Below are 22,930 nucleotides of genomic sequence, written 5' to 3'. Positions count from 1 at the left end.
GCCGGGCGGCGCCTCCAGCCGCACCGGCTCCCGGCGCAACGGCTGCGACCTGGCCGGACGCTCCCGGACACGGGTCTTCTTCCGGGCCGGTGCCCCGGCGGGGCGGGCCGCCTGCCGGGCCCCGGTGGCCGTCCGCCGCGGGGCCTCGCGCGCCGACCGGCGGAGCGCGCGGTCCATGTCCGGCTGCCCGGTGGTCAGCCCGGAGCGCAGGCTCCGGCACAGCTCGCTCCGGTCGAACACCCGTGCCGGCGCGCCCCGCAGCTCGATGCACCGGGCGTCCGCCGTGCCGGAGAGCGGTCCCGCCAGCGCGGCGAGCAGTGCGGCGGCGGCCAGGCCGGCGCGGACGGCCGGAACGACATGGGCTGGCACGGACGGCCCCTCCCCGGGGATGAACAGCGGATGACCTGCGGTGACGGTCCGATGAAAGCAGCCGCCACACCGCCGGTCACGGTTCCGGCGCGGCACGTCGGCGGGAAGGTACCAATCCGTGATCGGCTCGATACCGTCCGGAACCATCCGTGTCCTTTGCTGACGTGGGGGCGACCGGTCAATTAAAATCGTTGGACACGTGAGGCGGAGGGGTGCCGTGGTGCGGACGAGGTCGGGGGACGTTCAGGGAGTCGCGCCGTCGGCGACCCTGGCGGAGAAGGTCGAGTGGCTGATCCGGAACATGTGGCCGGCGGAGGCTCCGCCGCCGCGCAACAACGTGGAGACCGCCGCCGCGATCGCCCGCGCCACCGGTGAGGACATCTCCTCCACCACGGTGTGGAAGCTGCGCACCGGCCGCCAGGACAACCCGCAGCTCAAGACCCTCACGGCGCTGGCCACGTTCTTCGGGGTGCCGATCGGTTACTTCGGCTTCCCGGGCGAGGCCGGGCCGATCGACGACGATCTGACGTTCAAGGCCCTGCGCCGCGAGGTGGAGGCCGGGGTGGTGCGGTCGGAGGTGCTGCGCGCCCTGGTGGACCTGTCCCCCCAGGCCCGCTGGGTGGTCGACGAGATGATCCTGGCCGCCGCCCGCGCCGACCGCCTCCGCCAGCACCCGGAACGCCCCCCCAACGGCGACGGCTGACCCTTCCGGCACGCCCGCCGTGTCAGCCCCGCCCTTGCGGGGGCATGGGGGCTGGGCGCGTTCGTCTCTGGGCGGCCTGGCCGCCGACTTCCATGCGGTCGGCCAGGCCGCTCAGCGTGCCCGGCATATCGGCCGCCGGGGAGATCCGGCGTGACCGGGCGGAGCCGGGGGAGGGGCGTCGCCCCGGGACGGGGCGCCGCCGCTCGGGCGCGTGCCGGGACGGGGATCACAGCAGCGACTGGACGAGCGTGAGCAGGCGTTGCGCCAGCCGGAGGCCGTCGAACGCGGAGACCGTCAGGCCCGGCAGGAACGCGGCCGCGCAGAGCCGACCCGTCGCCCGGTCGATGTGGATGCCGTTGTGCATGGGCCCTCGCTTCACCGATCAAGGAACATGGACCGAAGGTCCCGTTCACTGAAAGTGCCAGTACGATGATTCTGCGTGACGGAGCGGCCGCTGTCAATCAGAGTTGTTGATTTTCCAGTACTTCGCTCAAAGTGGATCCCCCTGGTCGGGCGGACCGCGCGGCCACCGTGTGGAACGCCGCCTTCGGCTCCCACCGCCCCGTCCGCGCGCAGTCGTCGGGCGATCCGGGCGACGCGACCTTCAGCAGCGAGAACGACGCGGTGTCCAGGTCGTACCGGGGGTCGGCCGCCGTGGGGGAGCCGGGTGCGACGAAGCCGTGGACGAACGCCCCGTGCGCGTTCTCCGCCTCGAACACGTCCAGCAGCTCGTCCAGGTAGCGGGCCTGCTCCCGCTCGTCCCGCACGATCCCGTCCCGCAGGCTGGAGCCGAGCGGGATGACGGAGTCGCAGTGCAGGTCGTCGCGGATGGCGGCCATGTCGCGCCGCACGTACGCGACGTCCCACACCTCGCGCTCGGTGTCGTGGTTGACGCCCCTCTGAACGATCATCGCTGTCCCCTTCGCCGTGCCGCCCGCGCCTCCCGGCGTCCGCGGCGCCGGACGCGCCCGCAGCGGCCGAAGGGCGAGCCCGTTCCCGACCGAAGTCGAGCCCCGCCGCGGCGGGCGGGCCACGGCGGGGAGGGGAGGGTTCAGGCCTCGTGGAAGCGCGGGTTGCCCATGTGGACGAGGCTGTCGACCTTGTGCACGCGCTCGTCGTGCCCGATCTGCCGCAGCAGGTCGGCCAGCGAACGGTAGCGGCCGTACTCGGCGGCGTAGGTGGGCGGCGCGGCCACCTCCTCGAACTCGGGGTGCTCGGCGACGAACTCCATGTACTCGTGCTCGGCGTGGTCCTCGAAGTCGGCGTTCAGGCGGTAGCTCCACTCGGGCCTCAGCACGAACAGCAGCCAGGACACGTGGTAGTACACGAACGCCACCAGCCACGGCGCGAGCCGGTGGAGCAGGAACGACTGGCGGTGCCCCTCCCGCTGGACGATGTCCTGGAGGATCAGCAGGTGCCACTGCTCGTTGTCCTGCTCCTCGCGGGTCTCGACGATCCGGTCGTGGACCCGCCTGGCGAGGTCGGAGCTGCGGCGCCGCCGCGACAGGGCGTGGTAGCCGACGCGCTCCCACGCCTGGTAGGGGACGCGGGCGATGAACTCCAGCATCGTGAACTTCACGAACGTGCGCTCGCGTCCGTAGACCAGGTCCATCTGTCCGAACAGCAGCCGCGCCATGAGGCCGTAGCGCAGGCGCGGGGCGGCGAGGGTCTCGGCCTGGGCGGCGCGCAGCTCGCGCGGGGAGAGCTTGGGCGGCCCGGCGTGGCGGGCGGGGGCGGGAACGGTGGGCGGAGCCGTGATCGTCATGTCCACGATCCTGCTGGGACGGCACCCGGCCGGGCGTCGGCCCGCGAGAGACACCTGCCGTACCGCCGTCCGCGCAGTGCGGGCCCGCCCGCTACATCTCCCGGCCTAAGGGGTCCCCCAGGGGACGAGGCCGTGGGAGGCCGCCAGGTCCAGGGCGGCCCGCGACGCCGGGGCCAGCAGGTCCCGGTCGTCGCGGCCCACGAAGACCAGCTCGCCGATCTCGTTGGCCGGGGTGAACCCGCCGACGTGGCCGGAGGTGAAGCAGGCCATCCGCACGTGCGAGAACGCGGGCTGGTCGTGGGCCTCCGCGCGGACCACGCCCAGGGCGCGGAACGAGGCCGCGTCCAGCTCCACCGCCAGCTCCTCGCGGACCTCCCGCGACACCGCCGACCAGTCGTCCTCGCCCGGCTCGCGCTTACCGCCGGGGAGGTACAGCAGGTCGCGGCCCCGCGACCGGACCGCCAGCATCCGGCCGCCGGACACGTGGACCCAGGCGACGACGTCGAGTTCGCGGTTCACAGGCGGCCGGACTCCAGAACTCGTTGCAGGAACGCGCGGGTGCGCGGCTCCCTCGGCTCGGTGAAGATCTGCTCGGCGGGGCCGCGTTCCAGCAGCACGCCGTTCTCCAGGAAGCACACGGTGTCGGCGATGTCGCGGGCGAAGCCCATCTCGTGGGTGGCCATCACCATCGTCATCCCCGCCTGCTTCAGCTCGCGGATGACGCCCATCACCTCGGTGACCAGTTCCGGGTCGAGCGCGGAGGTGACCTCGTCCAGCAGCAGCACGCTCGGCTCGCACGCCATCGCCCGGACGATCGCCACGCGCTGCTGCTGGCCACCCGACAACCGGTCGGGATAGGCGTCCGCCTTGTCGGCGAGGCCGAAGCGCTCCAGCAGGGCGCGGGCCCGCGCGACGGCCTCCCGCCGCGACCGCCGGTGGACCCGGACGGGCGCGAGGGTGATGTTGTCCAGCACCGTCATGTGCGGGAACAGGTTGTAGGACTGGAAGACCATCCCAATGCGCTTGCGCACCTCGTCGGGGTCGGCGGCCGGGTCGGTGATCTCCCGCCCGTCCAGCCAGACCGCGCCGTCGTCCACGGTCTCCAGCAGGTTCAGGCAGCGCAGCAGCGTGGACTTGCCGGACCCGGACGCGCCGATCAGGCACACCACCTCGTGCGGCGCGACCTCCAGGTCGACGCCGCGCAGCACGTGGTGGCCGTGGTAGTTCTTCCAGACGCCCTCGACGCGCAGCAGCGGCGCGGTCGCCGGTTCGGCCGTCGGCTCGGTCGCCGGTCCGGTCACGGGGCACCTCCGGGCGCGCGGCGGCGCTCGGCGCGGGCCGCCAGGTGGTCGGTGAACCGGGCCATCGGCACGGTCAGCGCGATGAACAGCACGGCCGCGGCCAGGTAGGGGGTGTAGTTGAACGTCTCGGCCTGGTGGATCTGCGCCTGCCGCAGCGCCTCCAGCGGGCCGAGCACCGCCACCAGCGCGGTGTCCTTCTGCAGCGAGGCGAAGTCGTTCAGCAGCGGCGGCACGACCCGCCGCACCGCCTGCGGCAGGATCACGAACCGCAGCGCCTGCGCCTGGCTGAGCCCGAGGGACCGCGCCGCCGCGCGCTGGCTGGGGTGGATCGACTCGATGCCGGACCGGAACACCTCGGCCACGTACGCGCCGTAGGACAGCACCAGCGCCAGGCCGCCCAGCACCGCCGGGCTGCTCGGCACGCCCTGCAGCTCCAGCGCGGGCAGCCCGAACCCGACCAGGTACACCAGCAGGATCGTCGGGATGCCGCGGAACACGTCGGTGTAGGCGGTGGCCAGCATCCGCAGCGGGAAGAACAGGGGGCTGCGCAGGCCGCGCGCGAGCGCGACCAGCAGCCCCAGCACCAGGATGACGACCTCGGCGACCAGGAAGATCTGGATGTTGAGCCAGAAGCCGCCGAGCACGTCGGGGAACGCGGCGCTGAACCGTTCCCAGTCGAAGAACGTCTCCCGCACGCGCGGCCAGCCCGGCGAGGAGGTCACCGCCAGCGCGACGAGCACCACGAACAGGATCGTGGACGCCGCCGCGACCGATCCGGACCGGACGCCCTGGCGGCGCCGGCGGCGTTCGCGGTCGAGCTGGCGTTCGCTCTTGACCCACTCGCCGGAAGGCCGCTTGTGGAGCGAGGTCACCGGCGCGCCGTCACTTCAGGACCGGGGCGCCCGCGGCGGCCCCCAGCCACTTGTCCTGGATGCGGGTCAGCTCGCCGGCGGACTTCAGCTCGCCGATGGCCTTGTTCAGGCAGCCGACCAGCGGGTTGTCCTTCTGGAGCAGCAGCCCGAAGTGCTCGGCGGCGGACCCGGAGGCGAACTGGCCGATGATCTTGGAGTCGTCGACCTGGGCGGCGGTGACGTAGAACGCGCTCGGCAGGTCCAGCACCAGCACGTCCACCTGCTTGTTCTTCAGCGCGTTGACGGTGTCGATCTGGCTGTTGAACACCTTGGGCTGCCGGGTCGGCTTGATCTGGTCGCGGACGGCCTGCAACGCGGTCGTGCCGACCTGCACGGCGATCCGGGCGTCCTTCAGCTCCGCGAGGCTCCTGGCCCCGGCGTACCTGGAGCCGTTCACCGTGACCGCGCCCTGCTGCACCTCGTAGTAGCCGTCGGAGAACGTCACGGCCTTCTGCCGCGCCGGGGTCACCGAGATCTGGTTGATGTCGAAGTCGAAGTTCTTCGGGCCGGGCGCGTAGGAGGCGTCGAACGGCTGGGTCACCCACCTGACCTCGTTCTTGGCGAAGCCAAGCTTGCCCGCCACCGCGTAGGCGACGGCGCTCTCGAAGCCCTCGCCGTTGCTCGGGTCGTTCTTCTTGAACCACGGCTCGAACGCGGGCTTGTCGGTGGCCACCGTGAGCCGCCCCTTGTTCACCAGCCTCAGCTGGTCCTTGGCGCAGGAGGCGGGCGCGGCCGTGCCGGACCCGGTCTCCTTCTTCTGGGGCGCGCAGGCGGTGGCGGCGAGGGTGACGGCGGCCAGCCCGGCGAGGGCGGTGAGCAGGGAACGGCGGGCCAAGGCGAGCCTCCGGGGAGAAGAGAGATCAGATGGAACGGATGGTGAGGGCGGCGGACCCGCCGAGGCCGAAGCGGGCGGCGGCCGAGCCCTGGTTGACGGCCAGGCCGAGGCGGCCCGAGGAGTCGATCCACAGCAGCGGCTCGTCCTTGGCGACCCTGCCGAACGTCTCCTCGAACGGCGCCCGGGCGGTCCGGGGGATGCCGTCCGGCCCGGTCCAGGCCAGTTCCAGGGCGGTCCCGAACGGCAGGTCGCCGAGCGCGGCGGTCAGGTCGTCGCGCCCGGCCGCCAGGATCAGGCTGCCGAACTGGTCGGCGTACAGCACGGTCGTCTCCAGCGCGCCGTCGCGCACGGCGGCCGGGGGCGGATCCAGCCGGATCAGGTCGGTCGCCGGGCCGAACTCCGCCAGGTCCACGCCGCTCGCCAGGTGCGCGGCGGCGGGGGAGAAGACGTCGCGACCGTGGAAGGAGGTGGACACCTCCGGCAGCCGGTAGGCGGGGTTCTCCAGGCGGTGCGCCCGGACCACGCCGCCCAGGGCCTCGGCGGCCGGGACCAGCAGCCCGTTGTCGGGGCCGACCAGCAGGTCGCCGCGCCCGGTCGCGATCCCCACCGGGTACCGCCGGGTGCCGACGCCGGGATCCACGATCCCCACGTGCACGCCGACCGGCAGGTAGGGCAGCGCCTGCTCCAGCAGCATCGCGCCCTCCACGATCGCGTACGGGGTGATCTCGTCGCTCAGCACCAGCACGTTCGCGTCCGGGGTGATGGAGTAGACGACCCCGGCGCAGATGGCGCTGTAGGCGGCACCGAAGTCGGTGGCCAGGCTGACGAACGGACGGGACGCGGACACGGGACACCTTCGCGGACCAGCGGGGATGGCGGAGCGCCGATCCTACCAACACGGTAGGAAGACCAGGTCACACCCCTGCCGTCACCGGGGCGCGCGGCCGCGTCGCCGATTGCGCGCACCATATCCCTGTCTTCGGCGGGACTGTTTCGAGGGTTCTCGGACACCGCCGCCGGGCGGGCGTAGCGTGAGGGCGGGCACGGGCCGAGGCCGCGGTTCCCGGGTTCCCAACGGCCGTTCCGTCAGGGGTGATCTTCGATGCGCGCGTTCCCCGGTCGGCAGCCGGTGCGGCAGGCGACGCTGGCGGCGGCCGACCCGCAGGCCACCGCCGAGCTGATCCGCCAGGTGTACGTCGACCTGGACGTCCGGGTGCGGCGGCTCGGGCCGGACCTGCGGCACCGGATCTCCACCGTGGAGGTCGAGCAGATCGCCGCCGACCGGGTCGACAGCTTCCAGTTCGACATGCGGGCGGCCACCGAGCCCTTCGCGAACCTGACGGCCTTCACCCTGCTCAAGGGCCGGACCCGGCTGCGGACCGGGCGCGGTTCCGCCTACCAGGAGGCGATACCGCAGGTGGGCCAGGGCTGCCTGTACCCCCACGACCGCCCGGTCATCATCGACTACCCCTACGGTGAACCGCCCGCCACCGGCCCGATGGAGATCTCCGTCAGTTCGCTGCGCCTGCCGTGGGCGACGGTCGCCCGGCTGGCCGAGGAGTCCACCGGACTGCCGGCCGCCGACCTGCGCTTCACCGCCCTGCAACCGCTGCCGGGGGCCGCCGCCCACTGGTACCGGACCTTCGACTTCGTCCACCGGCAGCTGCTGGCCCCCCAGACCGTGATGGCCAACCGGCTGGTCGCCGAGAACATGGCCGCGACCCTGGCCGCCGCGGCGCTGGCCGCCTTCCCCAACACCACCATGGCCGCCGCGCGGCTGCCGCGGCCCGGCCGGGCCGCCCCGGCGGTGGTGCGGCGGGCGGTGGACTTCATCGAGGCCCACGCCGATGTGCCGCTGACCCTGACCCACATCGCCGCGGCCGTGCGCACCAGCCCCCGCGCGCTGCGGCAGGCGTTCCTCCGCCACCTCGACACCACCCCCACCGCCTACCTGCACCGGGTGCGGCTGGAGCGCGCCCACGCCGACCTGCTGGGGACCGCCGGGCAGACCGTGGAGCGGATCGCGCTGCGCTGGGGGTTCGCCGACCCCGCCCGGTTCGCCGTCGCCTACCAGCAGGCCTACGGCGTGACACCCGGCCTCACCCTGCGCGACTGAACCACGTACCCGAACCCACCCCCGAACCGGCTCACCGCCAGAGAGCGGAGGCGTCATGACGGCTAGTCAACCGCTGACGCGGACGCACCTGGTCATCGACGACCCCGACCAGGCGCGCGCGTGCTTCGAACGGCTCTACGACAGCCGACTGCTGGTGGGCAGGTCGCGCGGCGCCCCCCTGGGCCTGGACCTGACGGTGTGCGACGCCGGCCGGTTCACCTCCGCCGACCTCACCCTGCCGGGCGAGCTGACCCACCAGGCGACCCGGTCGGACTACCTGATCATCGCCATGTCCCTGGCGGGCGTGGTCCAGTACGACCACGGCAAGGACACCGACCGCTTCTCCGTCGGCCAGGCGCACATAGGCGGCCGTCCCGACCTCGGCTGCTGGGCGCGCAGCCGTGGCCTGCACGCCCGGACGGTCACGTTGCCGCTGCCGCTGCTGACCCGGGCCGCGGGCGACGACCACTTCCCGGGACCACTGCGCTTCACCGACCGGCGCCCGCTCACCGCCGCCGCCCATGCCCACTGGAAGGCCACCGTCGACTACGTCGACGGCGTTCTCGACGGGCTCCTGGACGACCCCGGCGGCCCGGCCCCGCTGCTGATCCTCGGCAGCACCGCCCAGTTGCTGGCCGCCACCGCCCTGGCGGTCTTCCCCAACACCTGGACCCACCGCGACGATCCGTCGGCCGACCGCGCCGCCCGCGTCGACGCCACCCCGACCACGCTGGCCCGCGCCGTCGCCCACATCGACGCCCACTACGCCGACCCGGACCTGTCGATCGCCGACATCGCCGCCGCGGCCTGCGCCACCCCCCGCGCCGTCCAGTACGCCTTCCGCCGCCACCGCGGCACCACCCCCATGGCCTACCTGCGCCAGGTGCGGATGGCCGCCGCCCACGCGGACCTGGCCGCCGCCGACCCCACCACCGGGATCACCGTCACCGCCGTCGCCACCCGCTGGGGATTCGCCCATCCCGGCCGGTTCGCGGCCGCCTACCGCGCCGCCTACGGCGTTCCGCCCAGCCACACCCTGCACACCTGACCCGCCCCGCGCGGACACCGCCGGGGACCGGTCCGGGGAAACAAGCGCGGGCAAGCGGGAGACAACGGGATAGGGGCGACATCATCGGCGCCGCCGCATGGCCGTATCCCCGGTTCACGTGGCATCGGCGCGCCGGCGGGAACAGGACGGACCGCGCGGGCCGATGCGCCGGGTCGTCCCCCCGTCCGGCGCCGACCGCCCGTGCGAAGAAGGGACAGGGGGGTCCCGGCCGGGCGGCGCATCGAGAGGAGATCCCGCACGATCACCGGCCGGGCGTGCCCGTCTTCCGGTACGCCGGCCCCTGCGGGGCCGGCGAGGGCACATCCCCCCTTCAGGCGGGCCGCCCGTACTGCCCCATGGGCGGCCCGCCGCCCGCCCCGACGAAAGCGCCCGCCCGCAGGGGAGGCGGGCGTTCCGACGTGCCAGGCCGGATCCGAGCATCTCCGTCCGCGCCCGGCGTCGTCAGCGCCCCGAACGAACAGCGAGGCCGCGGTCGTCCACCAAACGAACTCACAGCGGGCCCCGGTCACGCACGCGAGCGCGTTACCTGGCCTGCGGGCCCGACGCCGGAGGCGAGGGCCCGCGGTCAGATCGCGAAGCGATGTCGCGCTCGCCAAGACCTGGTGAGGTGCGAGCCCCCGGGCGAGCGCCGTGGGCCAGGGCCTTTGACAACAGCCTAAGCTGCGGGGCGTGCGCCCCGACTCCCTGGACCCGGTCCCGCTGCGGACCTTCGTCGCCGTGGCCGAGCTCGGCTCGTTCACCGCCGCCGCCGAGGCGGGCGGCTACACCCAGTCGGCGGTCTCCCGGCAGATCGCCGCGCTGGAGGACGCCTGCGGGGTGGAGCTGTTCGTGCGGGGCGCGCGCGGGGTGCGGCCCACCCCGGCCGGCGACCACCTGCTGCCGCACGCGCGGGCGCTGCTGGAACGCCACGCCGAGACCGCGCGGGCCGTGGCGGAGCTGCGGCGGCTGGACGCGGGGGCGGTGCGGGCGGGGACGTTCGCCACGGCGGGCGCGGTGCTGCTGCCCCGGGCGCTGGCCGCGTTCCGGGAACGGCACCCGGCCGTGCGGGTCGAGGTGCGCGAGGGACTGACCGAGGAACTGCTGCCGCTGCTGGAGGCCGGGGACCTGGACCTGGCGGTGGTGAGCACCCACAAGGCGGCCGAGCCGTCCGGGGTGGAGCTGGTCCGGCTGTGCGAGGACCCGCTGCTGGTGGCGCTGCCGAAGGGGCACCGGCTGGCGCGGCGGCGGCGCGTCCCGCTGGCGGAGCTGGCCGAGGAGTCCTGGATCGTGGCCGACTCGCCACCGGCGGTCGCCGCCCTGCACGCCCGCTGCGCCGCCGCCGGGTTCGTGCCGCACACCCCGCTGCGGGCCGCCGAGTGGATCACCAAGCTGGGCCTGGTGGAGGCGGGCTGCGGCGTCACGCTGGTGCCCGCCATGGCCGCCGGGGCGCTCGGCGGGCGGGTGGCGCTGCGGCCCCTGACCCCCGACCCGCCCCGGCGCACCGTCTACGCGGCCGTCGCCCGGCACGCGCGCCGCGCGCCCGCCGTGACGGCGTTCCTGGACGGGCTGCGGGCGGTCGTCGCGGAGGTGACCGCCGCCGGAGCGGGCTAGGGAGGGGCGGCGACGACCTCGACCTCCGGCAGCGCGTCCGTTCCACGAACGTCCTTCGTGCCCGCCATGCGGGTCGGGCATGGCTCAGGTCAGGGCGAAGGCGACGCCCGTCAGGCCCAGGGCGACCGTGACGGCGGTCGCGAGCAGGATCGAGACCGGGTCGGCGACCGGCTCCCCGGCGGCGAGGCGGCGGTGGCGGCGGTGGTGCTGGCGCGCGGCGCGGCGGAACTGGAGGGCCGCCGCGCCGCAGACCGCCGCCGCGGCCAGGCCGGCGGCGGCGGGGGTGGGCGCGAACCGCACGCACAACAGCCCCGCCACCAGCAGCGCCAGGATCGTGCGGGTCCACGACAGGGTGGTGCGCTCGGGCTGCGCGCCCCGGTCCCACAGCGGCGCGGGCGGGCTCACCGGGCCGCGAACACCGCGCCGAGCAGCACCACCGCCGCGACCGCCAGGCCGTAGGACAGCACCGGGGCCAGGGCGGGCGGCGGCAGGGTCTCGGCGCGGCGCAGCGCGCGTTCGGTGCGCAGCCAGCGGCGGAACGCCAGGCCCGCGACCAGCGCCCCGACCGCCGCCAGCCCGGCGGCCAGCCCGGTGCGCAGCGGGGCCGCCAGCAGCTCCCCGCTGAGCGCGGTCCCGACCCCGCCGGCGATCAGCGCCAGGGCGGTGCGGATCCAGGCCAGGAAGGTGCGCTCGTTGGCCAGCGTGAACCGGGGGTCGGGGTCGGAGCCCTCGGCCAGCAGGCGGCCCGGCCACCGGCCGGGCCGCGGGGGGTCCGTCACGGTCATCGTCGTTTCGCTCCGCAATGCTCGGCACGGATTTTCGGGGGACGCCGGTTCATGCTAGGCGAAACAATTTCATGGTGAATTCCTACATGTTATGCAGGAATTGTTTTTCCGGTGGCCTCGCTCGTCAGGCGGTCGTTGGACAGCGTCAGGTACACGAGGACGCCACCGATGTAGGTGCACAGCCGGACCGCGTCGGGAATGCCGTTCCAGGTCTCGTTCATCCACATGCCGAACCATTCGCCGGCCACGGCCTGGAAACCGAAGAACCACAGGAACAGACCGACGGTGCAGCCGGCCACGCCCCACTTCTTGGCCTCCCGGTACGCGGCGTCGGGGGCGCGCAGCGCGCGGGCCTGCCGCCAGGCCGAGACCAGGCAGGCGACCATGATGGTCGCCTCGGTGAGGATGACGCCGACGTAGGCCACGTGGTGGAACCAGGTCCACTCGATCGCCCGGTAGTTGATGTTGCTGACGGCGTGCAGCGCGGGCTTCTGCGCGTCCATCGCGAACACGTGCGAGACGAACTCGAAGTTGGTCCAGTAGTCGGTGACGTTGCCGAACACCACGAAGAGGGCGAAACCGCCGACGGTGAACGTGAGCAGCGCCTTGCTCGCCCGGATGAACCAGGTCGTGTCGAAGGCGCGCGCGGGGGTGGAGGAGGACATGAGGCTCGTCGTTCCTTGCGTGTCTGGGGACGGGGAGGGGGGCTCCCGTCGCTCAGCCGCAAGAACATCCGTCCGGGAACCCGTTGCGCCCGACCTTGCGTACGGATCCCCGGCGGGAGTCCGTGACGGGCGCGGTCCACTGGCTCCGCCGCTGGAGGCGGCGTCGCGGGCCCCGTGAAGCCTGAGGTGTGACCTGCGGTCCTCACCTTACGGGATCGGTCTCGTGAAACGCGACACACGGGTGTTCACGGTGCGAAACGGCGGGCGGCGGCGTCCTCCTGGGCCAGCCGGTGCAGCGCCGTGAGCACCTGCTCGTACAGCACCGTGGACACCAGCAGCGTGTGGACGGTGCGGGCGCGCGGCTCGCCGTCGGCCACCCGGCCGATCTCGTGCTCGGCGACGTCGGCGGCGGCCCGGACGTAGGGGCGCAGGTCCCGCAGGGTGATCGGGAAGCCGAGGCGGCGCAGCGCCACGAACGCCTGGGCGAGCAGGTCGCGGGCCGGGGCCCGCTCCGAGGCCCGCCAGTCCAGCTCGCGGACGAGCGCGTCCACGTCCTCGCGGGCGGCGCGCCAGTGCGGGTCGTCGGGCGGCGCGACGTGCGGGCCGAGGGCGTGCTGGGTCGCGCCGAACAGCTCGGGCAGGCCGGCGCCCTCGTCGTCCACCGCCGCGATGATCTTCTGGATGGCGGCGACCGGCAGGTCGCCCAGCTCGCGCAGGGCGCGGATGAGGCGCAGCCGCTCCAGGTGCCGCCGGTCGTACCGGGCGCGGGTCGCCCCGGCCGCCTCGCCCCGGGGCAGCAGGCCCTCCCGGATGTAGAACTTGATCGTCTGAACCGTCAGGCCGCTGCGGTCGCTCAGCTCGGAGATCAACATTCCGCACCCTCCCCTGTGCGGATCGTAACCCCGCCGAAAGTTCGGGCACCGGCACTTTCCGGAGAACGACCGGAAGGCGCCACGGGGCCCGGTTCGCCGGACCGGGCCCCGTGGCGGCGCGGGGTCAGGACCGGGCGGCCTCCAGGCGCAGGTCGGCGACCGAGCGTCCGGCCCGCACGCGGGTCGCGCCCTCCGGCAGCGCCCCGTCCAGCTCGACGCGGACGGTCGCGTGCCCTCCGGCGGGCACGTCCACCGCGGCGAAGCCCGCCAGCCGGACCGGCACGTCCGGGCCGTGCGCGTAGACCTGCACGACCTCGCGGCCGTCGCGCCCGCCGGCGTTGCGGATCGTCACCTCGGCGACGCCGCCGGACACGGTCAGCGCCTCGTACTCCCAGGTGGTGTAGCCGAGGCCGTGGCCGAACGGGAACGCGACCTCGTCGGCCGCGTAGTGCCGGTAGCCGATCGCGGTGCCCTCCGAGTACTCCAGCACGCCGTCCTTCGGCCAGGGCAGCAGGATGCCCTCCTCGGTCGCGGGGAACGTGGTGGGCAGGCGCCCGCCCGGCTCCCGGCGTCCCGCCAGCACGTCGGCGATCGCGCCGCCGCCCTCCTGGCCGGGCAGCCACGCCCACAGCAGCGCGGGGACCTCGTCCCGCCACGGCATCAGCACCGGGGACCCGGCGTTGACGACGACCACCGTGGCGGGCTGCGCGGCGGCGACCGCCGCCACCAGCTCGTCCTGGCGGCCCGGCAGCGCGAGGGTCGTGCGGTCGAAGCCCTCGGACTCCACCTCGTCGTTGGTGCCGACCAGCACGATCGCCACGTCCGCGGCGCGGGCGGCGGCGACCGCGGCGGCCAGCTCCTCGTCCTCGGGCAGGTGCGGCTCGAAGTAGCCGAGGGCGAAGGTGGACAGCCCGAGCGGGCCCTCGTCGATCGAGCAGACCAGCTCCAGCGGCACGGTCGCGCCCGCGTCGATCGCGGTCTCGACCCGGTGCTCGGGCGGGGCCAGGAACGCCATGAACGGGTCGTCGCCGTCCAGCGCCAGCGAGATCTCGTGCCGCTCCCCGCCGATCGTGAGGGTGTAGGCGCCGGTGCCCGCCACCCCGAAGGTGTGGACGCCGGACGCGGGCGCGGTCACGTCCGCCGTCACCCTGATCCGGGCGGTGCCCTCGGGCAGTCCCTCCAGGAACATCAGCTTCGTGGCCTGCCGCAGCTCCGACAGCAGGACCTCGCCGTCGGCGTCCAGGTAGTCCACGCGGACGCCGCGTTCGCCGGTCCGGGGGTCGGCGCAGATCGCCACCGGCAGCTCGGCCAGCCTCGCGTGCGGGTAAACGCCCGCGTGCACCGACAGCTCGGCGCCGTCGCCCAGCACCTCGCGCAGGCCCTGCTCGGGCAGCACCAGGTCGGCGGGGTTGACGTGGGCGCTGCCGCCGCCCTGGGAGCCGAACCGCCGGACGTTCGGGCCGATCAGGGCGACCCGGCGCGGCGACGCCAGCGGCAGCAGGCCGCCCTCGTTGCGCAGCACGACCATGGACCGGGCGGCCAGCTCGCGGAGCTGGTCGCGGGCGTCGGCCGGGGTGGTGACCCCGGCGGGGACGGAGTAGCCCTCCAGCGCGCCGGTGCGGGCGGCCAGCCGCAGCACGCGCAGCACCTTGTCGTCGACGAGCTCCTCGGCGACCTTCCCCTCGCGGACGGCCGCGACGAGCTTGTCCCGCCAGCACGCGCCGGGCGTGCCGGGCATCTCGACGTCCATGCCGCCGTTGGCGCTCTCCACCGTGGAGGAGATCGCGAACCAGTCGGACACGACGATGCCGTCGAAGCCCCACCGGTTCTTCAGGACGTCGGTGAGCAGCCCTCCGTGCTCGGTCATCGTGGGGCCGTTGACCTTGTTGTAGGCGGCCATGACCGCCCAGGCCCCGGCGGAGACGGTCTCCCGGAACGGGCGCAGGTAGATCTCCTCCAGCGTGGTCTCGTCGATGACCGCGTCGTAGGCGTTGCGCTCGGTCTCGGAGTCGTTGCCCACGTAGTGCTTCACCGTGGAGGCCACGCCGGTGGACTGCACGCCCCGCACGAACCCCGCGCCGATCCGCGCGACCAGCAGCGGGTCCTCGGCGTAGTTCTCGAAGTGGCGGCCGCCCAGCGGGGTGCGGTGGATGTTGATCGTGGGGGCGAGGTGGACGTGCACGCCCTTGTCGCGGGCCTGGGCGCCGTTCAGCCGCCCGGTCCGCTCGGCGGCCGCGACGTCCCAGGTCGCGCCCAGCGAGGTCGGGCTCGGGAACAGCAGGCTCGTCTCCCGCTCGTCCCAGCGGGTGCCGCGGACGCCGCTCGGCCCGTCCGACATCACGATCTTCTTCAGCCCGATCCTCTCGATCGGTGGCAGCGTCCAGAAGTCGGCCCCGGTCAGCAGGGTGACCTTCTCTTCCAGGGTGAGTTCGGCGAGTCGTTTGCGCAGGTCGGCCTCGTCGATGGACATCGGAGCCTCCTTCGGGGGCGGTCAGCGGAACCTAGCCGTTCCGCCGCGACTCTACGTCCGACTACCGAGTACTAGGTAGGTTTGTTACTTGGACGTTACATTTGGTTTCCTGCGTAAGGTGAGGGCGTGGCGACCAGGACGGACTCCGGTGGACGGCGCGGGTACGCCGTCGGCGACGCGCGGCGCGAACGCATCCTGCACATCGCGATGCAGGAGTTCGCCGAGAAGGGCTACCGGGGCGCCTCGCTGGCGAGGGTCGCCGAGCGCGCCGGACTCTCCCAGCCCGGCCTGCTGCACCACTTCCGCAGCAAGGAGCAGCTGCTGGTCGCGGTCCTGGAGCTGCGCGACCGGCGCGACGTCGAACGCCTCTTCGGCGACGCCGACGACCCGCCGTCCGGCCTGGACCTGCTCGCGGGCCTGGTCCGCCTGGTCGAGCACAACGCCCGCACCCCCGAACTGGTGCGGCTGTTCACCGTGCTGACCAGCGAGGCCGTCACCGCCGACCACCCGGCCCGCGCCTGGGCGCGGGCCCGCTACGCCTTCACCCGCACCCGGATCGCCCGCGCGCTCCGCGAGGCGGCCGAGGCGGGCGACCTGCGCGCCGGCATCGACGCCGAGGCCCACGCCGCCCGCCTCATCTCCGTCATGGACGGCCTCCAGGTCCAGTGGCTCCTGGACCCGGACGGCGTGGACATGCCCGCCCTGTTCAAGGCCCACGTGGACGACCTGCTGGCCGCCCTGCGCCCCTGAGGGCGCCGCGCCCCGGGAAAGCAGGACGGCGCGCCCCTTGGCGGGGCGCGCCGTGGGTCTCGGGGGAGGGGGTCAGCTGCCGGTGCGGCGCATGGACTCGGTGATCTTCTCGGCGGCGGCCATCACCGGGCCCGCGTGCAGGCGGCCGGGGGAGCGGGTCAACCGTTCCAGCGGGCCCGACACCGACACCGCCGCGATCACCCGGCCGCCCGCGCCGCGCACGGGGGCCGACACCGAGCCGACGCCCTGCTCGCGCTCGCCGACCGACTGGGCCCAGCCGCGCCGCCGCACCGAGGCCAGGGTGGTCGCCTCGAACTTCGCGCCGCGCAGGCCCCGGTGCATCCGGTCGGGCTCCTCCCAGGCCAGCAGGATCTGGGCCGCCGAGCCCGCGGTCATGGGCAGCGCGGCGCCCACCGGGATCGTGTCGCGCAGGCCGCTGCTGCGCTCGGCCGCCGCCACGCACACCCGCACGTCGCCCTGCCGCCGGAACAGCGAGGCGCTCTCGCCGGTCAGGTCGCGCAACTGCGCCAGGACGGGCTGGGCGATGGCCAGCAGGCGGTCCTCGCCGGCCGCGACGGCCAGTTCCGCGAGGCGCGGGCCGAGGATGAAGCGGCCCTGGGTGTCGCGGTGGACCAGGCGGTGGTGCTCCAGCGCGACGGCGAGACGGTGCGCGGTCGGGCGGGCCAGCCCGGTCGTCTGCACGAGCTGCGCCAGTGAGGCCGGGCCGGCCTCCAACGCGTTCAGCACGAGAACCGCTTTGTCAAGTACGCCGACTCCGCTAGAGTTGTCCATGTCTTGATATTGCCGTCTCGTCATCTGAGACGCAAGCCGGGGCGACGGAGATCACGGCGCAGTGGGGCGCCGCGGACGAAACCAGGTGAGGTGGAGCGATGGGCCGCACATTGGCCGACAAGGTGTACGACGCGCACGTCGTGCGACGTGCCGAGGGCGAACCGGACCTGCTCTACATCGACCTGCACCTGGTGCACGAGGTGACGAGCCCGCAGGCGTTCGACGGCCTGCGGATGGCCGGGCGCACCGTGCGCCGCCCGGACCTGACGATCGCGACCGAGGACCACAACGTCCCCACCACCGACCTGCTGCGGCCGATCGCCGACCCGGTGTCGCGCACCCAGGTCGAGACGCTGCGCAAGAACTGCGCCGAGTTCGGCGTCCGGCTGCACCCGATGGGCGACGACGGCCAGGGCATCGTCCACGTCATCGGCCCGCAGCTGGGCCTGACCCAGCCCGGCATGACCGTGGTCTGCGGCGACTCGCACACCTCCACGCACGGCGCGTTCGGCGCGCTGGCCCACGGCATCGGCACCAGCGAGGTCGAGCACGTGCTCGCCACCCAGACGCTGCCGCAGGTCAAGCCCAAGATGATGGCCGTCACCGTGAACGGCTCGCTGCCCGCCGGCGTCACCGCCAAGGACCTGATCCTGGCCATCATCGCGCGGATCGGCACCGGCGGCGGCCAGGGCCACATCATCGAGTACCGCGGGCAGGCGATCCGCGAGCTGTCGATGGAGGGCCGCATGACGGTCTGCAACATGTCCATCGAGGCCGGGGCCCGCGCCGGCATGATCGCGCCGGACGAGGTCACGTTCGAGTACCTGAAGGGCCGCCCGCACGCGCCGCAGGGCGCCGAGTGGGACCGGGCCGTCGAGTACTGGAGCTCCCTGCGCACCGACGACGACGCGGTCTTCGACAAAGAGGTCGTGATCGACGCCTCCGAACTGACCCCGTTCGTCACCTGGGGCACCAACCCCGGCCAGGGCCTCCCGCTGGCCGAGCGCGTCCCGGACCCGGCCTCGTTCGAGGACCCGGCCGAGCGGCAGGCCGCCGAGCGCGCCCTGGAGTACATGGGCCTGACCGCCGGAACGCCGCTGCGCGACATCGCCGTGGACACCGTGTTCGTCGGCTCCTGCACCAACGGCCGCATCGAGGACCTGCGCGCCGTCGCCGAGGTGCTGGCGGGCCGGAAGGTCGCCGACGGCGTCCGGATGCTGGTCGTGCCCGGCTCCATGAAGGTCAAACAGCAGGCCGAGGCCGAGGGCCTGAACGAGGTCATCTCCGCCGCCGGGGCCGAGTGGCGCGAGGCGGGCTGCTCGATGTGCCTGGCGATGAACCCCGACAAGCTCACCCCGGGCGAGCGCAGCGCCTCCACCTCCAACCGCAACTTCGAGGGCCGGCAGGGGCCGGGCGGGCGCACCCACCTGGTGTCGCCCGCCGTCGCCGCCGCCACCGCCGTCACCGGCCGCCTGGCCGCTCCCGCCGATCTGTAAGGGAATCCGCCGAGATGGAAGCCTTCACCACCTACACCGGGCGCGCGGTGCCGCTGCGCCGCAGCAACGTCGACACCGACCAGATCATCCCGGCCGTCTGGCTCAAGCAGGTCAGCCGCACCGGCTTCGACCAGGGCCTGTTCTCCGCCTGGCGCGAGGACCCCGGGTTCGTCCTGAACAAGCCCGAGTACCAGGGCGCGGGCATCCTGGTCGCCGGCCCCGACTTCGGGACCGGCTCCTCCCGCGAGCACGCGGTGTGGGCCCTCCAGCAGTACGGGTTCCGCGTCGTGATCGCCCCGCGTTTCGGCGACATCTTCCGCAACAACTCCACCAAGATGGGGCTGCTGCCGGTCGTGCTGCCCGCCGCGACCGTCGAGGCGCTCCAGACCCGCGCCGAGCAGGACCCGGCCGCCGAGATCACCGTGGACCTGGAGCGGCGGGAGGTGCGCGCCGGGGACCTGGTGGCGCCGTTCGAGATCGACGACTACACCCGCTGGCGGCTCATGGAGGGCCTGGACGACATCGGCCTGACCCTGCGTCACGCCGACGACATCACCGACTACGAGGGGCACCGCGCGGCCTGGCTCCCGACCACCGTCTGACCCGACCGTACCGCCCGACGGGCCGCCGGACCACGTTCGGCGGCCCGTCGGCATGTTCCTGACCAGGGAGCTGACGCGAAAACCCACCCCGGATGACCGCATCCCCCGGGCCACGGGGAATGATTTCCCCAAGGCATGTCCGCACACCTCTGGGGGACGCATCAGTGAGCACGGCCCTGCCGGACGAGCCGCGGTGGGACGGTCCGCGCTGGGAGGACCCGACCCTGACCCGGCTCGCACGGCGGCTGCGCGACGCGCACCGGCTGGTCGCGCCGCTGCCCTCCGACACCCGCCGCCGCCTCATCCGCCACCTGCTGGCCATCACCGACCTGGCCAAACGCGACGCCGAACTGGCCGATCGCAGGCTGGACGCGTTCCTCGCCGAACACGGGGCCGATTTCCGAAGTTCACCCGGGGCCCGCTAGGTTCGGCCGTGGCCGGTTGATCCGGCGCCCGGCGAGACGAGGGCGAGGGCGACAAAAACGCCTGCGACACGGTAACTCTTCCGTGCAGGTGATTGTGTCGTTGCCGAGGCTCCCTTAGTTTCGTTCGGGCAAGGGGGGAACTAGAGGAGTAACCCATGAACAAGCGTGAGCTGGTCGACGCCATCTCCGAGCGGCTGGGCAGCAAGAAGGCCGCCGCCGAGGCCGTCGACGCCATCCTGGAGACGATCCAGACCGCCGTCGCCCAGGGCGACAAGGTCGCGATCACCGGGTTCGGTTCGTTCGAGAAGGCCGACCGGCCTGCCCGCACGGCTCGGAACCCGGCAACGGGCAAGACCATTCAGGTTCCCGCGACGTCCGTGCCGAAGTTCAAGGCCGGCGCCGACTTCAAGAACCTGGTCGCCGGCAACAAGAAGTAAGGCGACCGCCAGCGCCCGGAGCCGTCACCACGATGGCCCCGGGCGCTGACGCGTGAACGGGGCCGTTCCGGGCCTATTCGGCGGGCTGCTCGGGCAGCGGGAACGTCGACAGCGTGATCGCGGCGATCCGGCCGCCGCGCAGCGCCAGGTTCACCCGCTGCCCCCAGCGCAGCAGCCGCAGCCCGCCCGCGTCGAACGCCCCCGCGTCGAAGGGCAGCTCGATCCCGTTGTCCAGCAGCACGCTGCCGGTCCGCGTCTCGGCGTCGAAGGTCCGCACGGTCGCCTGCATGCCCCCACCCTAACGATCGGTCCCGGCCGGAGCCGGGCTCAGCAGCGCCGCCACCGCGGCCGTCCGGGGCCCCAGCCCCAGCTCCGTCGCCGCCCGCAGGTCGTCCGGGGTGTCCACGTCGCGGCGCACGCTGTCGACGCTGTCGAGCAGCAGCTCGCGGGCGCCCCGCGCGCGGTGCGCGGCCCGCGACCCCCCGCCGAACGCGGGCGCGAACGGAACGCCGGGCCGCGCGGTGTACAGGGTGGTGCCGATCCCGGCCGCGTCCGGCACGAACGCCTCCGGGCTCGCCGCCGCCGCGTCCAGCACCCGCGCCAGCTCCGCGGGCCGCAGCGCGGGCAGGTCCGCCGACAGGGCCCCCACCCCGGCGTCCGGGAACATCTCCCGGCCGCGCCGCGCCCCGTACACCAGCGCCGGGTTCAGCCCGGCGTCCGGCTCGTCGGGGACGACGCGGGCGCCGAGCGCGGCCAGGTCGGCGGCGGGCCGCGGGTCGTCGGTGACGACAATCACACCGGCCACGCGCGCGCAGCGCAGCGCGGCGGCCACGGTGTCGGTCGCCACCGCCAGGGCCAACGCCTCCCGGTGCGGCCCGGCGGCGCGTGACATGCGGGTCTTCGCCCTGGCCAGCACCTTGACCGGCACCACGAGCGACCACTGGAGATGAGGCGCGCTGCGCTCTGCTGTAGACATGACGAACTCGACACTATGCGCAAGCAACCGCGACACTTGAGGACACCCCGCGTTCGGGGCGTCCGGGACAGGGAGGATGGGGCCGTGGGCAAGACGGAGAGGCGGGGCTATTCGCCGGCCTGGCGGCGGTTCGCCATCGTCGTGCTGCGCCCGCTGCTGTTCGGGCTGCTGAAGCGGGACTGGCGGGGCCGGGGCAACGTCCCCCGCAACGGCGGCCTGATCATCGCGGCCAACCACATCTCCGAGGCCGACCCCCTGGCGCTGGCGCACTTCGTGTACGAGTCGGGCCGGTTCCCGGTGTACCTGGCCAAGTCCACCCTGTTCGAGGTGCCGTTCCTCCGGCAGGTGCTGCGCGGCACCGGGCAGATCCCGGTCTACCGGGACCGCGCGGACGCGGCGCTGGCGCTGCGGGACGCCGAGGCGGCGCTGCGGCGCGGCGAGTGCCTGATGTTCTACCCCGAGGGCTCCTGCACCCGCGACCCCGACCTGTGGCCGATGACCGGGCAGACCGGCGTGGCGCGGATGGCGCTGAAGACCGGCGCGAAGGTCGTGCCGGTCGCGAGCTGGGGCGCGCACGAGCTGCTGCCCTACAAGAAGGGCGAGGCGGCCGGGCTGCGCGGCACCCTGAAGAAGGGCTTCCACCCGCTCCCGCGCAAGACCATGAAGGTGATCGCGGGCCCGCCGGTGGACCTGTCGCGGTACGAGGGGCGGCCGCTCACCAAGGAGACGCTGCGGGCCGCGACCGACGACATCATGCGCGCCATCGCCGGCCTGGTCGGCGAGCTGCGCGGCGAGGCCCCGCCCGCCGAGCTCTACGACCACCACAAGGTGCTGGCCGAGCGCCGCCGCGCGCAGGGCCTGGCGGACCAGGGCGGCATCGAGGAAGGCACCGGGGAAGGCGCCGGGGCAGGCGCTGGGGAAGGCGCCGAGGGCGGCGTCCCGGGCGGTACCGTCGAGAGCGACACCAGGGAGGGCGCGTGACGTTCCGGGCGGCCGTGATGGGGACGGGGTCGTGGGGGACCACCGTCGCCAAGCTGATGTGCGACGCCGGGTGCGAGGTCACCCTGTGGGCCCGCCGCCCCGAGGTCGTCGAGTCCGTCAACGAACGGCACGAGAACCCCGACTACCTGCCCGGCGTCGTCCTGCCGGAGAACCTGCGCGCCACGCTGGACCCGGCCGAGGCGCTCCGGGACGCCGACTTCGTGGCGCTGGCCGTCCCGGCGCAGACCCTGCGGGAGAACCTGGCCGCCTGGGTGGAGCTGCTGCCGCCGGAGTCGGTGCTGGTCAGCCTGATGAAGGGCGTCGAGCTCGGCACCACCCGCCGCATGTCCGAGGTGATCGCCGAGGTCGCGAACGTGCCCGCCGAGCGCGTCGCGGTGTTCAGCGGCCCCAACCTGGCCCGCGAGATCGCCGGGGGCGAGCCCAGCGCCGCCGTGGCCGCCTGCGCCGACGAGGCCGTGGCGCTGCGGTTGCAGGCCGCCACCATGACCAGCTACTTCCGCGTCTACACCAGCACCGACGTCGTCGGCGTCGAGCTGGGCGGCGCGGTCAAGAACGTCGTGGCGCTGTGCGTGGGCATCGCGGTCGGCCTCGGGTTCGGCGACAACACCCGCGCGCTGCTGATGACGCGCGGCCTGGCCGAGATCGCCCGGCTGGGCGCGGCGCTCGGCGCCGACGAGCACACGTTCGCGGGCCTGGCCGGGATGGGCGACCTGATCGCCTCCTGCTCCTCGCCGATGTCCCGCAACCGCACCTTCGGCGAGAACCTGGGCCGCGGCATGACGCTGGAGGAGGTCATCGCCGTCACCAAGCAGACCGCCGAGGGCGTCAAGTCGGCCGAACCGGTGCTGGAGCTGGCCCGCAAGCACAACGTGGAGATGCCGATCACCGAGGCCGTGGTGAACGTGCTGCACCGCGACGTGCCGCTCAAGGAGGCGGCGATCTCGCTGATCTCGCGTTCTCCCAAGCCGGAGCGCTACGGGGTGTGACATGCTGTGAGCG

Annotated in this window: 28 protein-coding genes; 11 read left to right on the top strand and 17 right to left on the bottom strand. The window is 73.8% G+C overall.

The window, feature by feature from the left end; translation table 11 throughout:
* The coding region (locus tag AKI01S_RS19810) for a hypothetical protein (protein ID WP_218009733.1) at positions 1 to 369 on the bottom strand (369 nt) is incomplete at its 3' end.
* Positions 370 to 568: 199 nt separating this feature from the next.
* Here AKI01S_RS19810 and AKI01S_RS19805 point away from each other — a divergent pair.
* Positions 569 to 1,072, top strand: coding sequence for a helix-turn-helix domain-containing protein (locus tag AKI01S_RS19805; protein ID WP_157419950.1), 504 nt, complete (start codon positions 569 to 571; stop codon positions 1,070 to 1,072).
* A 226-nt stretch (positions 1,073 to 1,298) separates the two neighbouring features.
* On the opposite strand, the gene AKI01S_RS50700 is transcribed toward AKI01S_RS19805, so the two are convergent.
* The 8 genes from AKI01S_RS50700 to AKI01S_RS19770 form a co-directional block, all read right to left on the bottom strand.
* Positions 1,299 to 1,436, bottom strand: coding sequence for a hypothetical protein (locus AKI01S_RS50700; protein ID WP_157419949.1), 138 nt, complete (start codon positions 1,434 to 1,436; stop codon positions 1,299 to 1,301).
* Positions 1,437 to 1,533: 97 nt separating this feature from the next.
* Positions 1,534 to 1,983 carry a hypothetical protein gene (locus AKI01S_RS19800; RefSeq protein ID WP_067819692.1) on the bottom strand — a complete coding sequence of 150 codons (450 nt, stop codon included), beginning with the start codon at positions 1,981 to 1,983 and terminating at the stop codon, positions 1,534 to 1,536.
* 140 nt (positions 1,984 to 2,123) lie between these two features.
* Complete coding sequence (locus AKI01S_RS19795) at positions 2,124 to 2,837, bottom strand: alternative oxidase (RefSeq protein WP_067819689.1); 714 nt, start codon at positions 2,835 to 2,837, stop codon at positions 2,124 to 2,126.
* Positions 2,838 to 2,942: 105 nt separating this feature from the next.
* The gene (locus AKI01S_RS19790) at positions 2,943 to 3,356 is read right to left on the bottom strand and encodes an NUDIX hydrolase (RefSeq protein WP_067819685.1); all 414 of its coding nucleotides are present in this window, start codon (positions 3,354 to 3,356) and stop codon (positions 2,943 to 2,945) included.
* Positions 3,353 to 4,138: an amino acid ABC transporter ATP-binding protein gene (locus AKI01S_RS19785; RefSeq protein ID WP_067819682.1), complete on the bottom strand. Its 786-nt coding sequence runs from the start codon at positions 4,136 to 4,138 to the stop codon at positions 3,353 to 3,355. Before AKI01S_RS19785 ends, AKI01S_RS19790 begins: the two co-directional genes overlap by 4 nt.
* Positions 4,135 to 5,010: an amino acid ABC transporter permease gene (locus AKI01S_RS19780; protein ID WP_067819679.1), complete on the bottom strand. Its 876-nt coding sequence runs from the start codon at positions 5,008 to 5,010 to the stop codon at positions 4,135 to 4,137. The genes AKI01S_RS19785 and AKI01S_RS19780 overlap by 4 nt, the downstream gene beginning before the upstream one ends.
* Before the next feature lie 10 nt (positions 5,011 to 5,020).
* Positions 5,021 to 5,884 (bottom strand): ABC transporter substrate-binding protein, encoded by an 864-nt coding sequence (locus AKI01S_RS19775; protein WP_067819676.1) that lies wholly within the window; start codon positions 5,882 to 5,884, stop codon positions 5,021 to 5,023.
* Between the two features lie 25 nt (positions 5,885 to 5,909).
* Positions 5,910 to 6,731, bottom strand: a complete 822-nt coding sequence (locus AKI01S_RS19770; protein WP_067819675.1) for an SAM hydrolase/SAM-dependent halogenase family protein — start codon at positions 6,729 to 6,731, stop codon at positions 5,910 to 5,912.
* Positions 6,732 to 6,986: 255 nt separating this feature from the next.
* Here AKI01S_RS19770 and AKI01S_RS19765 point away from each other — a divergent pair, with 255 nt between their 5' ends.
* From AKI01S_RS19765 to AKI01S_RS19755, 3 genes are all read left to right on the top strand, one after another.
* On the top strand, positions 6,987 to 8,000 hold the full coding sequence (locus AKI01S_RS19765; protein ID WP_067819674.1) for a helix-turn-helix transcriptional regulator: 1,014 nt from the start codon (positions 6,987 to 6,989) through the stop codon (positions 7,998 to 8,000).
* 55 nt (positions 8,001 to 8,055) lie between these two features.
* A complete protein-coding gene (locus tag AKI01S_RS19760) occupies positions 8,056 to 9,048 on the top strand; it encodes a helix-turn-helix domain-containing protein (RefSeq protein ID WP_067819673.1) in 993 nt (330 codons plus the stop codon).
* A 690-nt stretch (positions 9,049 to 9,738) separates the two neighbouring features.
* On the top strand, positions 9,739 to 10,659 hold the full coding sequence (locus AKI01S_RS19755; protein ID WP_218009732.1) for a LysR family transcriptional regulator: 921 nt from the start codon (positions 9,739 to 9,741) through the stop codon (positions 10,657 to 10,659).
* Between the two features lie 84 nt (positions 10,660 to 10,743).
* Here the strand turns inward: AKI01S_RS19755 and AKI01S_RS19750 are convergent, their stop codons facing one another.
* From AKI01S_RS19750 to AKI01S_RS19730, 5 genes are all read right to left on the bottom strand, one after another.
* Complete coding sequence (locus AKI01S_RS19750) at positions 10,744 to 11,064, bottom strand: DUF202 domain-containing protein (protein ID WP_067819667.1); 321 nt, start codon at positions 11,062 to 11,064, stop codon at positions 10,744 to 10,746.
* Positions 11,061 to 11,444 (bottom strand): YidH family protein, encoded by a 384-nt coding sequence (locus AKI01S_RS19745; protein WP_067819663.1) that lies wholly within the window; start codon positions 11,442 to 11,444, stop codon positions 11,061 to 11,063. Before AKI01S_RS19745 ends, AKI01S_RS19750 begins: the two co-directional genes overlap by 4 nt.
* A gap of 89 nt (positions 11,445 to 11,533) precedes the next feature.
* A complete protein-coding gene (locus AKI01S_RS19740; RefSeq protein WP_067819660.1) occupies positions 11,534 to 12,109 on the bottom strand; it encodes a DUF2165 family protein in 576 nt (191 codons plus the stop codon).
* A gap of 245 nt (positions 12,110 to 12,354) precedes the next feature.
* Positions 12,355 to 12,981 carry a MerR family transcriptional regulator gene (locus AKI01S_RS19735; RefSeq protein WP_067819657.1) on the bottom strand — a complete coding sequence of 209 codons (627 nt, stop codon included), beginning with the start codon at positions 12,979 to 12,981 and terminating at the stop codon, positions 12,355 to 12,357.
* A gap of 124 nt (positions 12,982 to 13,105) precedes the next feature.
* The gene (locus AKI01S_RS19730; protein WP_067819654.1) at positions 13,106 to 15,451 is read right to left on the bottom strand and encodes a glycoside hydrolase family 3 protein; all 2,346 of its coding nucleotides are present in this window, start codon (positions 15,449 to 15,451) and stop codon (positions 13,106 to 13,108) included.
* A 126-nt stretch (positions 15,452 to 15,577) separates the two neighbouring features.
* On the opposite strand from AKI01S_RS19730, the gene AKI01S_RS19725 reads away from it, so the two are divergent.
* A complete protein-coding gene (locus AKI01S_RS19725; RefSeq protein WP_067819647.1) occupies positions 15,578 to 16,201 on the top strand; it encodes a TetR/AcrR family transcriptional regulator in 624 nt (207 codons plus the stop codon).
* 72 nt (positions 16,202 to 16,273) lie between these two features.
* Here AKI01S_RS19725 and AKI01S_RS19720 read toward each other — a convergent pair whose 3' ends face one another.
* The gene (locus AKI01S_RS19720; protein ID WP_067819645.1) at positions 16,274 to 16,993 is read right to left on the bottom strand and encodes an IclR family transcriptional regulator; all 720 of its coding nucleotides are present in this window, start codon (positions 16,991 to 16,993) and stop codon (positions 16,274 to 16,276) included.
* A gap of 98 nt (positions 16,994 to 17,091) precedes the next feature.
* On the opposite strand from AKI01S_RS19720, the gene leuC reads away from it, so the two are divergent.
* The 4 genes from leuC to AKI01S_RS19700 all read left to right on the top strand — a co-directional run bounded on the left by leuC (position 17,092) and on the right by AKI01S_RS19700 (position 19,953).
* A complete protein-coding gene (leuC, locus tag AKI01S_RS19715; protein ID WP_067819643.1) occupies positions 17,092 to 18,489 on the top strand; it encodes a 3-isopropylmalate dehydratase large subunit in 1,398 nt (465 codons plus the stop codon).
* Positions 18,490 to 18,503: 14 nt separating this feature from the next.
* Positions 18,504 to 19,091: a 3-isopropylmalate dehydratase small subunit gene (gene leuD, locus AKI01S_RS19710; protein WP_067819639.1), complete on the top strand. Its 588-nt coding sequence runs from the start codon at positions 18,504 to 18,506 to the stop codon at positions 19,089 to 19,091.
* A 164-nt stretch (positions 19,092 to 19,255) separates the two neighbouring features.
* Positions 19,256 to 19,516: an SCO5555 family protein gene (locus AKI01S_RS19705; protein ID WP_067819635.1), complete on the top strand. Its 261-nt coding sequence runs from the start codon at positions 19,256 to 19,258 to the stop codon at positions 19,514 to 19,516.
* 155 nt (positions 19,517 to 19,671) lie between these two features.
* Positions 19,672 to 19,953, top strand: coding sequence for an HU family DNA-binding protein (locus tag AKI01S_RS19700; RefSeq protein WP_067819632.1), 282 nt, complete (start codon positions 19,672 to 19,674; stop codon positions 19,951 to 19,953).
* A gap of 73 nt (positions 19,954 to 20,026) precedes the next feature.
* Here AKI01S_RS19700 and AKI01S_RS19695 read toward each other — a convergent pair whose 3' ends face one another.
* Complete coding sequence (locus AKI01S_RS19695; RefSeq protein ID WP_067819629.1) at positions 20,027 to 20,242, bottom strand: hypothetical protein; 216 nt, start codon at positions 20,240 to 20,242, stop codon at positions 20,027 to 20,029.
* A gap of 9 nt (positions 20,243 to 20,251) precedes the next feature.
* Positions 20,252 to 20,929, bottom strand: coding sequence for a 2-phospho-L-lactate guanylyltransferase (cofC, locus tag AKI01S_RS19690; RefSeq protein ID WP_067819627.1), 678 nt, complete (start codon positions 20,927 to 20,929; stop codon positions 20,252 to 20,254).
* Between the two features lie 84 nt (positions 20,930 to 21,013).
* Between cofC and AKI01S_RS19685 the strand changes: the two genes are divergently transcribed.
* Positions 21,014 to 21,910: a lysophospholipid acyltransferase family protein gene (locus AKI01S_RS19685; RefSeq protein ID WP_245681702.1), complete on the top strand. Its 897-nt coding sequence runs from the start codon at positions 21,014 to 21,016 to the stop codon at positions 21,908 to 21,910.
* A 17-nt stretch (positions 21,911 to 21,927) separates the two neighbouring features.
* On the top strand, positions 21,928 to 22,917 hold the full coding sequence (locus AKI01S_RS19680; RefSeq protein WP_067819700.1) for an NAD(P)H-dependent glycerol-3-phosphate dehydrogenase: 990 nt from the start codon (positions 21,928 to 21,930) through the stop codon (positions 22,915 to 22,917).
* Positions 22,918 to 22,930: the final 13 nt, after the last annotated feature.

Origin of the sequence: Actinomadura kijaniata NBRC 14229 (assembly GCF_001552175.1) — a bacterium.
GTDB lineage: Bacteria > Actinomycetota > Actinomycetes > Streptosporangiales > Streptosporangiaceae > Spirillospora > Spirillospora kijaniata.
This window is presented reverse-complemented; position numbering and strand designations above follow the sequence as displayed.